Origin of the sequence: Alicyclobacillus hesperidum, from assembly GCF_900107035.1 — a bacterium.
Classification (GTDB): Bacteria; Bacillota; Bacilli; order Alicyclobacillales; family Alicyclobacillaceae; genus Alicyclobacillus; species Alicyclobacillus hesperidum.
Genome location: NZ_FNOJ01000010.1, coordinates 1 through 13,396 on the forward strand (window position 1 = coordinate 1; position 13,396 = coordinate 13,396).

Sequence of the window (13,396 nt, forward strand, 5' to 3'; positions counted from 1 at the left end):
GAGGGACGGGGTGGCACGTCTACATGATGTCACCCAGTGCTTCCACTGAATTTACACCAATTGTACGGACTCAACTTGACATTAGTATTTTCCCTCTGAAACAGAATACCTTGCAAGGAATCCACGTTCCATATTACTACATGCTATGAAAATCTACTATAAGTAAGGTTATAAGGCCCGCACCATAGGACACCCAATATTACATATCAGGTAAGTCAAAACTTACCCCTTAGTGCTTCACCTCACGAATGCCTCTTCCATCCCCCAAGAAAATGCAAAAACAGCGCCCTTATGGGCGCTGCATCCGGTTTTGGTGGAGGCGAGGCTCCTCGGCCTGAAATCCTCAGGTACACGATATATGTGTGACGGGGGATTGATGGCCGTGAAAACCCACTCGCAGTACAGTATTTCAGACCTTGAGCGTTCAATCAAGAGCACAGTGTTACAGCACCAGAATTACAACTCTCACACCTGGATGGAAGTGAATCATCTTCTACAAAGCGAAGAGACGGTATCCGTTTACTGTGATTGTAGCGTTATAAATGAAGGCTTTCACCTTGGTGTTTGTATCGTTGGTGTTGGTACGTGCCGTTTATATGGCGCATCCATAATCACACAGTTCCCGCAGTACACCGTTCTGGGTGAAATCCATGCCCTCCGGTTTGCTATCGGTTGCGTACGGGATTTTCTGGCTGCTGGTGGTGCGGACAAGGAGATACAGTCAATATGCGTGTTTTCCGATGTCGATCATATTGAACATCTTCTCCGTGTCAATTCAAAGCGAGCACATGAATCGATTCGCAAATCGATTCGTCGGCTGAGACGGACTGTGAAACATTTCAACAAGCAGTTCACCCAATATACTTTGAGTGTGCATTACGTTGGAAATCCCAATAAGAGAAACCTGTACTATCGAAGTGCCCACCGAACCGCAAGGAGGATAGCTGGTATCAGAAAATGACTGCATACGTATGCCGGTATATGCGGTAAAACAGGTGCCTATAGGCGATTGGACACCCATTGATCAGAAACTTGTAGTGGCGGACAGTGGGCCCCCATCAGAACCCAAATACCTTTAGTGATTTCTGCTTCACTCCGGGATCGGCCATTCCTCCGCCGTGTTTACGTCCAACTGGAAGACACCCGAAAACAGCTGATAGATGTGCTCACACTGCTCATCGCCGCCGCAATACATTGGGGACAACGCCACCGTTACAAAGTCCCACTGCCTTATATCTCGGAGATATTGTAGTGACTTCAGGATCTCTTCATCCGAAAACAACATCGGCTCGAATACGTTGTTGCTGGCGTTGAAATAGTCTAAATCGAGATCCAATATTACTGACCGGGTGAGATATCGATCCAATTTCCCACTGGAATACATTCGCTTGAAATCCTCGAGATATGGCACATGGATGCCGCTAAATTCACGTCCTGGCGGAATGTGCCTAGCGATGTGGCGCATTGCCAACCGGCGAGCTTCAAATGGGTCTGCATCCTCTGGGTATCGTGCAACAAAAAAGATTTGGTCTATGGTTCCTCGAGCAAAGCCCGGCCAAATGAAATTTGCAATGTCCATCCTCTCGGCCGCAAAATAAGCATCTTCCAACCCCTGAATGTCGTAAAATCCCGCAACTTCAACCCCGTCGTAAAGATCATCAAGGTGTGCATCGAGGTGAACCAATGTGGCTAATGGCCGAATCCAACCTCGTTCCCGAGCAATCTCCCAACGGTAAAAAACCCAATTATGATCGGGCATTATGAAGATTCTTCGGTCTGGAAAGCATATCCGCTTTGATATATCCACAGAGCCACACCTCGGCCACTTAAAAACCGTACTTCTCCTGACGCAGTTTGAAAGCGGAGTCGCCGCCCTCCATTACGGTCGTGATTGCATCTTTAACTACGGGTACATCAATAGAACCTTCGCTCAGAACAGTACCCTTGGAGTGATCGGCACTATTAGAATATCCGAACTGAACAACCAATTCAGCGTCACCATTCACTACAAGATTGGCGTTGTGGCTTGAAAAAATCAGTTGCCTTTTTCGTTTCGCATCCCATATCTTATTGGCTATTTGAGATATCACAGCGTTATCAAGGTCATCCTCAGGTTGGTCAATGATGAGCGGAGGTCCCTCAATCGAGAGCAATACTCCAAGCAAGGCACTTGCCTGTTGTCCTGCGGAAGCGTCCGTGAAATCAATCGCCTCCCCACCCGGCACCCTGTACTTAAATATCGGCTTTTGCTTTAGACGGTACAACAGAAGGGAAGAATACTTGTCTAAGTCCAGCCTCAGCGCTAAACGGCGAATTTCTGTTTCGATAAATACCCCCCTTAGATGCTCTAGGTCGGGAAGGCCGTGGGATTCGATATTTTCGGAGGTCAACTCGCAAACGGTTCGGAGCTCGGCTAAAACAGATAACCACTTGGCGAAGGGATCTTCCGATTCAAGCAGTATATTGCAAAGTGAATTTATCTTCTCAGATGTAATATTTGCTCCCTGAAATGTCTCACGGATGAACGTAGACAAGTCACTCATGTCGGCAACAGGTGCCAGTGCAGCTTCAATTTGTCCCCCAGACAAAGCTGTCAGAGACGCACATTGGTGCTGATACAGTTCTCTTTCCTCAGCATAAATCTGCTTCAGATCGTACAACTTCCTTTTTAAGTCCTCTGATGGGTTACCGAGTGCTTTAAGCTTATCTTCTGTCGTTTCAATTAAGCTTTCGGTTTGGACGATACGATCTTCTATATCTGAAAGCTGCTTCAAGGTCTCGTGGTAGGCTTTATTTCTTGCTAAGGCACTCTGGTATTTCACATCATGTTCATCACATGAGTCTTTGATGGTTGCCAACGTTTCCTGCCAATCAGGATCTGGCATTGAAAGACTGTTAATTGTCGATAGTTTCTCTTTGAAATCAAGAACCTTTTTGCCTACCTGCTGGATTACGAGCCTAATCAATACCTCATTCGAGGATCCGGATGGTGCCATCGGTTCCAATCCATCAACTTCTTCACATACCTCTAGTAGCAGCCGTTGTTGCTCCCGCACCCGATTAACATAGGCGTATACTTTTTCGACAAAGGTCCTGTCTTGCATAAACTGCTGATGCAATTTTAAGGTCTGCTGGTCTTCGGGAGACAAATCGACCATCTGTTCCCGCAGCGCCTTGCTCTGTTCCCTCAACGAGGCGAGAGAGGAGCGGTGCTCACTGAGTGATCGGAGGTAACGCTTATACTCTCTGTCCGCCACCAAGTCTTGCCGTACCCCTGTGGAAGTCCCTTCGAATTTGTCTTTCAGACTCCGGAGCTTCTCCTGAATGGGAAGTTCAATGAACCTCCTTAGTTCTTGCACATTTACGCCCACTGTACTCAATTGTTTTTGGCTATATGCTTGGATTGGTAACAGCGATCGAACCTCATCGGCAGTGGCTAATCTCGGTGTGCTGTCTGCAATAGACAATTGGATTGAATGATCGACCGTAGACCGCACAACGGCGTGCGGAACTCCGTTGATACTCCAACGAACTGTGACAACACCTCGTACATTCTCCAGGGTGTTTTTCACTAGATCCGTCCGTTTTTTCTCAAAGGTAGGCAAATCCGTTTCAAATTCAACAGGTTGGTCGCAAAGTCCCCACCTAATATATTCAAGGAGGCTGGATTTGCCTGTACCACGTCCCCCAATAAGAGCATTAAATTGGGGATTCATTTTTACATCCACAGGACCGAGGAAGCGACTTGCTGAAACCTCAATACCGTCGATATGGACCTTTGGAAGCGAGGGTGTGTCATGTGAAATGCGACAATCTTGGGATAGGCATGCTTGACGGATCGCTTCAGTGGAAGGTCTTGTCCATTTGACCCATGTACTGAATCGGCCTAGCTCTGAGAAATCTGCATCTCTGGCGTCGGATGTTTGAAATACACCGTATGCACGACTGGACCACTCAGGAATCTTTCCTTCAAGAATACGTCTGTCACTCGCTCGAATCGATTCGTAGGTGACCCCCTCAACATAGCCACCGACGCAAGGTAATTTTGAGAAAATCGTGTGATTTCCACGACGCATAAAAGTTTTGTGACCATCGGGCTTAACATTCGGAAGTACGATATAGCGCTCTACGAGCTCAGGAGTCTCATTCAATCTGCTGACAATATCTTGTACCGAAAGGTCCAATTGTGTAATCGCACAGGTCTGAGCTTCTGAATCCAGGGACGGTGTAATACCTAGCTTTGGAAGCACACTCCTATACGCAGTAATATCTATGTCGGGATCAAATAGAAGAAGTAGCTGCGCTGATGGCCTGGCAATGGAAACTTCGACACCGGGAAAAACCGTTACAAGCACTCCATCGGTTTGTTCTGCTTCCAGAGCAGCTTCCTTTATGTACTGGAAAAACACGACATCATGATGATCCGTAATCGCCACAGCGTGAAGCCCCGTATCAATACAATGTCTTATAAAATCTTCGGCATAGGACTTCCGTTCGCTTTCAGTGACCGCTCGAGTTCCATTCCAGTTGATATCACGAGGTGAATGAACCTGGAAATCACAACGATGAAAGTGAGCTCCGTTGTCACGCACAATGTAACCTCCCAACGAATTATAAATCCAAACAAAATTCTACATATTCTTCCGCCTATGGCCAACCCCCAACGACAAATTTGTTATGATAACATTGGAGATTTTGAAGGTTATCCCATTGTGGATATGGTAGTGTCCCCCTAGAACAAAACAGTTAATGGCGCAGGGAGCGGATTTGAAGATGCAGGTACACTGGGAGCTAAGACATCAAAATATCACTCTCTACGAGCTAAGCACGGAAACTGACCATTTTAGTTCCAGCCGTGACACATTCGGATCGAAGTTGACTTTCAGTCTTCAGGTGGAACCAAACTTTGCGTACCTGGTCTCGGTTCCACACGTATCCTCGCTGAAATTCAGATAGAGCAATATGGCCTAGATCGATTTGATCCAGAATCGTAGATATTTTCAGTACAACACCTCCATGGTAATAAGATATGCAGTTATCATTGACGAAGGAAAGGGGCGCAAAGAGCCCCTTTCATCATACCTCCTGCGCACTCTTGACCACACGATAATCGACGTTGAGAGTGTCGAAATGGGCTTCACCACACTTGATTTTCGCCTGTTCGCTGTCCCGAAGATCGCCTAGATAAGTCGAACCCTTGGTCTCCCGAACCAGATACAGCTTGGTAGCCTCGTCCCTTGACTGCTTCACAATCGCCCAGTCCGGGTTATACGATCCGACCGGGGTCTCAATCTTGAACCAGCCCGGCAGCTTAACGAAGAAACGTATATCCTCCCTCGTATCAAGCGCCTTTGCAAATTCAAGCTCAACGTTCGAATCAACCTCAATGTGATCGTACACCGATTTATTCACTCTCACGATTCGGCTCTCATAGAGGCTCAATTCCTCTTCGAACCCACCATCATCTTCACGGAATTTTTTCAGCATCTCATATTCCTGGCCCGTCAGCTCATACCTGATGCCTTCAATCATCAGACTTTGCAACGTCTCACGGATGGCACGGGTTGCAAAATCAAGAAACTGCTGTGGATTCACAAACACATCGCTCAGTCGCCCGGATTGAATCAGAATTTCCGCAATGGTGCCACGTGTCAACTCTGTTTGTCGCTGAATGTACCCAATCAGATCCGGAACTTCACTGCTGGAAGTAACGGATTGCTGCCGAACACCCAGCATCTTCGTGGTGACACCTTGCTCCGTAATGTCAATTCCACTCTTTACAGCATATATGGAAGGCGTGCTGATCGCCGGCATTTTCTTGACTGCTGAAGCTGCCTGTTCAATGAGTACCTTCGTGTCGTATTCAACGGAGTACCGAGTCTTGTGTTTGATGCGGTTCCAAAGTTCAACGAAATCTTTGTTATCACGGAGGTCTTCTCGACGGCGCACGGTCCTTCTTTCCCGCTTGTTGTCCGGTTTCGGGAATTTGTCACCTGTCTCTTCCTCGATCTCAGTTTGCAACGAGCGTGCGAAGTCATCATAACTCTCGTTTGCGATCACCGTCAGGCGATTGATGGGATGATCCAAGATGCGTTGACCCGTTTCGTCCACCGGAAGACGAAGGCCTCGACCGATTTCCTGCCTCTTTTTGATCTCGGATTTGGTTTCATTGAGCGTGCAAATCTGAAACACATTTGGGTTGTCCCATCCTTCACGCAAAGCGGAGTGACTGAAAATAAACCGGAGAGGCTCTTCTCTCGAAAGGAGACGCTCCTTGTCTTTCATGATGAGTTCATACGCCTCATCATCCGCCTGCGTATTCCCTGACGTATCCTTGGCGTTGCCTTTCCTATCAGTTGCAAAGTAGCCATTATGCACTTTCTCGACAGGTGGTAGTCCCAATACTGAATATCTCGGGTTCCGGGCCAGTTCCGTGTAGGCTTCCTCAAACCATTTTCGAATCTTGCCGTCTTCATCGGCATAGTTAGCCACCCGATCTATGAAAAATAGCGAAAGAACCTTGAGACGCTTGCCTTCGGGGAACTCCTTGTAGACTCTAAGTTCCTTTTCCAGATGTTCTTTGACCGTCTCTTGTACTTGTACCCGCATCACATCGTCCTGGTGTGCGCCGATTGCCTGTCCAACATGAAGGGTGACTCCATTCGTGAAGGCAATATAACCGTTGCCGGCGTCGATATGATCCACGATGTACCCTTGATAGGCAGCACGACCGTTTGACACATCAAACAAATCCGTTCCATTTTGGCTGACGCTAACGGTCTTGCGTGATGGACCTTCTTCACCCTGGACATCAATCGTCAGTTTCGCCGTAATCTTCGTTTTGGTCGGCGTGATGGATTCTACACGAATGAAAGGTCGGTTGAAATCCGGATCGTCGATTACTGAATCCACCTCGATACGCTTGACCAGCTTCATTTCGTACGCCTTAACAGGGCCAAGACGATACAAAAGATTATACATTTTACGGTGCGTTGCACTGTACCGAAGCGTGCATAACGGATTCAGGCTGGCGATAGCTTCCTTTGCCTGGGTACTCTCCATATTTTGCGGCTCATCCAAAATAACGACGGGACGAGTGCTTTGGATGAACTCAATGGGTTTATGCCCAGACAGGCGGTCGTTCTCCCGGTGAATGACATTGTTCGTCTTCTTATTGAAAGCGTCGATGTTGATCACAAGAATCTGTAGTTGGTTGGATGTCGCAAACTGCCGCAATGACGAAACCAATTTGGAATCATACACCCAATAGTCGAATGGCTGCCTACCATAGATGTCCTCAAAATGTTCACGGGTGATCTCAAGGTTTTTCAGGACACCTTCACGAATGGCAACGCTAGGCACAACAATGATGAATTTTGTGAAGCCGTACTTGGCGTGCAGCTCATGAATCGTACGTAGATAGACGTACGTTTTACCCGTCCCTGTCTCCATCTCCAGGGAAAAGTCCATTCCACTATAGGTTTCCGCTTGATTGATCCCATTTCTTGTTTGGATCCGCTTCACGTTCTTAACAACGGTTTCCCAGTCAATCAAGAGCTCGTTTCCAAAGCCAAGCTCTGTCATAAGGCCGCCAAATCCGGCGTCCAAACGTGTTTCAAATTGCCCGGCAGCCTGCGGTTGACCGTCAAAAATATCAACTACGGATTGGATGGCGTCCAATTGATATTGTTGGTTTCGTTCAAATTGTATCTTCATGGCGCCACCTCCTTATACCGTGTGGAATTCGATGCCATGTGATTCCATCAGAAGTTTGGTGTTGGTCTTCAGATTGTCATTACCGTTGAAGGACGCATCAAGACATACAAAGCCTCGAGGATACATACCCAAAACTCCCTGAATGTACTGTTCATTCACGCTATCACCGAGACAGATTAGCAACGCACCGTTGGCGATGGAGAACGTCCGTTGTCCACTGATATCGATCTGCTCGATAGTAGCACTCAAAGGTAACCCAGACTTCAACAGTATTTCGTACAATAAGTCAAGAGATTCACGTCCAGGTCTTATGTTGTCGGCGAATAATTTCAATTGCCTTGCAAGGTTTTCGACATTCCCCTCACCAGTACCATTCCATACCTTGAAGTTGCTATCGCTTAACCTAAACACCTTGAAATCCCCGCCAAGGGCTTCAAGCTGCTCTGTCCCACGAATCACTCTCCGTACTCTTTCCTTGGCAACATCTGCAATGGTGGGGAACTCCTCTATCCCTGTTGGCTCCGGTAGTTGAATTAGGATAAACTTCCGATTCCCTCCATCTTCATGGTTGAGATCAAGAACGGCATGTGCAGTCGTCCCGGAACCTGCGAAGAAATCCAATACTATGTCATTGTCCGACGTAGCCTGTTCGATAAGTGTCCTTATCAATCGTGAAGACTTGGGGTAATTGAAGACTTGCGAATCAAAGATCGCCCGTAATTCCTTCGTTCCGTGAGAGTTCAATGGGGCTTGAAGAATACTAGCGTCATCATCAAATTGCTCTGCCGCCACGTCGTTTTGTGATCGAGAAGATCCCTCAATCCAAGTGCTCACAGGTTTCCTCTCCGATCTCAATTCGGATTTATGGCGCTTATAATAGGGTGTTCCTTGCCCATTCTTGGGGAAAATCACTTTGCCTTCATCTATCAATCTAAGCATCCGCTCCTTTTCGTATGCCCAAACTCTGTTTGGATTACATTGGTAGGTGATACCGGTAGCGGGATCAGTGATTGGATAGAACAAGTTTGGTCGCTCGTCAGCGGTTTTGTTGCATGTTAAATTATCAACAGCCCATGGTCCACGAGGATCATTGTCTGGATTCGAGTAGTTTGCGAAATCCTTCAGGATGCCATTTAGTTTGGTGAACTCAGTTCTTGCATAAGCCACCAAATACTCATGATCGCTTGAAACAAAATTCTTTGAGTCATTTGAGCCTGTCCGTCTTTTCCATACGAACGTGGCTATAAAATTTTCTTCGCCAAACAGCTCGTTCATCAGGATTCTTAAATTGTGTATTTCGTTGTCGTCGATAGATACAAAAATAACTCCATCTTCTCGCAACAAATTCCTTGCTAAAAACAACCTCGGATACATCATGTTGAGCCACTTTGAGTGAAAGCGCCCATCGGTCTCGGTATTTGTCGAGAGCTTGATCCCATCGCCGTCGACCTGCCCAGAATATCGCAGGTAATCGTCGAGTCCTTCACGGAAATTGTCCGGATATATGAACTCATTCCCAGTGTTGTATGGCGGATCGATGTAAATCATCTTTATCTTTCCGTGGTAGGATTTCTGGAGCAGCTTCAAGACCTCAAGGTTGTCCCCTTCAATAATGAGGTTCTCGCTAGTTTCAAAGTTTACGGATTCCTCTGGAACCGGGAGTAGGGTTCCAACGCTCGGCGTTTGGATGTTTCGAATTGCTTCACTCTTACCAGCCCATGTCAATCTGTAACGTTCACGACCATTGTCTACAAAATCCCCAAGGGCCATCTTCAGTCGTTCAAAATCGATTTTCCCCTCCGAAAATACCTCTGGAAACTCTTCACGTATACGTTCAATCTTTTCAGCCAAAATGTCTTTCGATGTGAGTGGAAGTTTGTCCACGATACGTTCTCCCCTTCCTATTTCATACAACAGTCCAGCGAATAGTAAACAACGGTTTCAAACGATGAGTCTGCTTCAATTGACGCTCAATATTTTCGATTAACTCGTTGCGCTTCGCATCAATCGCATCTTGTGCTTCGTACAATTCCCGCCGTTTCTTATTTCGCTGCGTCTCTATGTCACGTTGTGCCTTCTGCGCCGCCAGCTTATCTGCGAGAGAAACCGCAGTGGTGGAAGCACGACGCAATTCTCGAATTTGCTTATCGAGGTCTTTAATTTCCTGTTCCAATCCAAACTTCAGATCATCCGCCCATCGGTCCAGCTTGGCAACTTCCTCATCAAAGAATCTCCCGTTCTTTTCCTCCACAAGATGTAGCTTCTCCTTGACGATTTTCGCTTCAAATTGCTCAACCGAGGCTGGTGGTATGGCAGAAGGATCTATCTGCCTCACCATGGCCTTTGGTTTAAATAGTTTCAGACAGGTCTCTTCGTCCACTATTCCTCCGTCATCAGTGATCCCGGAGAAAACAAGAAACTCTTCGAGTTCGAGCGATTCTACTGCCAATTCGGTGACTTGGAGCCACCCTGATTTGCCCTTTAACGCCTGCACGGTGCTAATCAGGCCTTCATAGTCAGAATAATGAATGGCCAGTTCAGCGGGTGGCAACTCCCTCGTAACGGCCCGATCCACAAGGGCTTGGGCCAACGGATGGTCTATCCGAAAGAAGTTATCGCCATTTACCTCTGCGGCTTTCCAGTCAAGATGATAAATCCCAGACGGTGCATCATTTCCCGAGTACCTGAACCGTGGTGTCGAGTCATCGAACAACGCATCATTTGCGAGTTCTACTTTAGCAAGTGACAGCAGGTATTGTTGCTGTTCCGACAACCGTTCGGTCGCTTGCCCCTCATACACCTTGAGTCGGGCATGTACATCCTCATCGAAATTGTCCAGTAGCGCCCGCCGGGTTTCAGTCAAACGGCTTTCAATCGACGACTCCAATTCCTTTTGCAGGGCGTCAAAGGCAGCATTGATTTCCTCGACCGTTCGGCACTCTTGGTACACTTGAGCGATTCTCTTTTCGAGGTCGACTCCAGATTCCAGCGCTCCAAGGACTTCATCGCTGGCGCCAAAAATCCCACTAAACAACTGAAATTTTTCCGCCAATAATTCGTATACCCGTTGATCGGCTTCGTTTCTCTTGTTCAAAAAGTTTACAACAACTACATCATGTTTCTGTCCATACCGGTGACAACGGCCAATTCGTTGTTCAACACGCTGCGGGTTCCACGGCAGGTCGTAATTGACAATTAATGAACAAAACTGGAGATTCACACCTTCAGCAGCGGACTCCGTGGCGATGAGGATGGTCGCTCTATCCCGAAATTCCTCGATGAGTGCCGCACGAATGTCTGCGCTCCGGGACCCGGTGATGACGGATTCACCCTCGTGTCGCTTCAACCACTCTTGGTATATGTGTGTCGACAGGGGATCGTTGTTCATCCCGTTGAAGAGTACGATTTTGCCTTCATAGCCGTTATCCGTCAGGAGTTGGAACAGGTATTGCTGCGTACGTCGAGATTCTGTAAAGATGACCGCTTTCTCCCTCGCACCAAGGGATTTTGCCTTATCCATCGCTTTGTCCAGCACAGTGAGAAGCGCATCGCCCTTCGCATTGTTCCGGATGCTTTCTGCCAAATCAGCGTACCGTCGTAAAAGCGATAACTCCTCCGCCAGAAGTTGCGGATCGACACGTTCTTCCTCCGTTGTGTCATCCCATTCATCTTCCAGTTCATCCATTCCCTCGTAGTCATCTGCCACTTCTTCAACGTTTATCGGCTGAAGATTTTCCAGGCGCCGGATGAGACCACGAAGCGTTCCCGCAATCGCAAAAGTCGATGACGCAAGCAGTTTGCGCAATACAAGCGTCATCAGGCTACGTTGACTGGCTGGCAATGCCAAGAGGACTTCTCGGCGGAGGTATTCTGTTACCTCTTCATAGAGCCGGTGTTCATCATCACTTGGAGTAAACTCCTGTGTGATAGGGATCCGGTTCGTGTACCGTATATATTCCAGCACTTGTTTCCGCAGGGTTCGAGTGCAAATAGGAGCCAACCTTTCCCGCAATAGCTGATTTCTGTCCTCCGACGATTGTCTCGTAAACTGTGCCTGAAACGATTTGTCATCTCCAAAGACATTCGGATCCACGATACTGACAAGCCCATAAAGCTCCATCAGACTATTTTGCAGCGGCGTAGCCGTAAGCAAAAGCTTTTTCGTACGGGCCAACGTCGCCTGAATGTTCTTCGCTAATTTGTTGGTGGACTTGTATACGTTCCGCAGGCGGTGGGCTTCATCCAGAACTGCAAGATCCCAAGATACCTGTGATATAAATTCCGACTTTGCGGCCGCAAAGTGATATGAGCAGATGACTACCTGATTGCGCAGATCAAACGGGTTCGAATGGCCTTGACGCAACAGGCTGTTGAAAGACTTCGCTTCCAGGATGACAGACGGCAGATGGAATTTCTCCTCCAGCTCCATCGCCCACTGCTTACGCAATGTGGCTGGAACGACGACAATCAGCTTTCGACGGCGCTCCGCCCAGCGCTGTGATAACACCAGACCTGCTTCAATCGTCTTGCCGAGCCCAACTTCGTCGGCGAGAATGGCGCCTTGTGACAGTGGTGACCGCAATGCAAATAAAGCCGCATCTATCTGATGAGGGTTCACATCCACCCTTGCGTTTGCAGCGGCTCTTGTGATTCTATCAAAGTCGTCTGTAGCAGCACGCATCGTTAGCAGATGCGCCCATAGTTTTGAATGATATGGCGTCGACATTGCATTTTCCCTCTCAAATGAAGATCCCGTATAGTTTGCCTTCTTACATTTTACTACAGGCTACCAAAATCTACGATAGTGATGGATGGTACACAGGACAAGCATCCCTAAAATGAGAGGCTATGAGGAGAGCATCCCGCCTCATCTATGAAGAGGGATTTTTCTTTCTTATTTCCCCTAGTCCTCTTAAGCCCCGATTTCTGCATTGGAGGCAGCCCTCGGAAAACCGCAGCAGACATGAATTTTGAAAGGGATTCTCAGATGGCATGTAAACACGGATTGTCCAGTAACCATCGGACTTTTGTATCCGATTCTTTATTACCCCTACTCCTCAATACCGGTCCAAACAACTTTCGGGCCTGACACTTGCATCATCCATTTGAGGCTTGATAGGTTTTCCCTCAATCAAAAGGGGGGATGAAAATGTACGCCAAAGCCTTAACTATATTACAAGCGCAGGACCGGATGCTTCCTGTGTTGAAGGGGCCACCAGTACAGTGTGCTCTGTGTGGACGTGTTTTTGACCGGATCACACCTGGGCACCTCAAAACGCATGAACAATATTTGCGCTCCAAAAGAGGGGTGAAATGGTTTCGGCCAAAACCAGAACGTAAGGAAGAGAACGACGACGCAGAAGCACATTTCTCGCCAGATAACGAGCACGAGCCGAGTCCGTGGAAATCACGTCCCGAGACGTTCATGGAAACGTACCAGCGCTTATTCGGTTCAAAGGATCGGCTTACTGCTTGCATCAAGAAGTTGTTTGATCTATATCAACCGCATCGAGGCAAGTGGTTGCTCATGGACAAGCCCGTATTGCCCATGTACGCCACGTGGTATCAAGTGTCGGACAATGACCCAGCTTTCAAACCGAATCGGTTGTGCGTGAGTATCTTGAAGGAACATTTAACGCTGAAGTGTACTGTGGGGGTTTTTTCTAAGAGTCAGTACGAG

Annotated in this window: 5 protein-coding genes; all 5 read right to left on the reverse strand. The window is 47.6% G+C overall.

The genetic code is table 11. The annotated features are described in order from the left end of the window. Window positions 1-1,090: 1,090 nt before the first annotated feature. Window positions 1,091-1,759, reverse strand: coding sequence for a UPF0489 family protein (locus BLU70_RS08670; RefSeq protein WP_074693226.1), 669 nt, complete (start codon window positions 1,757-1,759; stop codon window positions 1,091-1,093). 67 nt (window positions 1,760-1,826) lie between these two features. Beyond that, window positions 1,827-4,592 carry a TrlF family AAA-like ATPase gene (locus BLU70_RS08675; RefSeq protein ID WP_074693227.1) on the reverse strand — a complete coding sequence of 922 codons (2,766 nt, stop codon included), beginning with the start codon at window positions 4,590-4,592 and terminating at the stop codon, window positions 1,827-1,829. 484 nt (window positions 4,593-5,076) lie between these two features. Continuing rightward, complete coding sequence (locus BLU70_RS08680) at window positions 5,077-7,716, reverse strand: restriction endonuclease (protein WP_074693228.1); 2,640 nt, start codon at window positions 7,714-7,716, stop codon at window positions 5,077-5,079. A 12-nt stretch (window positions 7,717-7,728) separates the two neighbouring features. Further along, a complete protein-coding gene (locus tag BLU70_RS08685) occupies window positions 7,729-9,600 on the reverse strand; it encodes a site-specific DNA-methyltransferase (protein WP_083341221.1) in 1,872 nt (623 codons plus the stop codon). A 22-nt stretch (window positions 9,601-9,622) separates the two neighbouring features. Next, window positions 9,623-12,442 (reverse strand): SNF2-related protein, encoded by a 2,820-nt coding sequence (locus BLU70_RS08690; RefSeq protein WP_074693229.1) that lies wholly within the window; start codon window positions 12,440-12,442, stop codon window positions 9,623-9,625. Window positions 12,443-13,396: the final 954 nt, after the last annotated feature.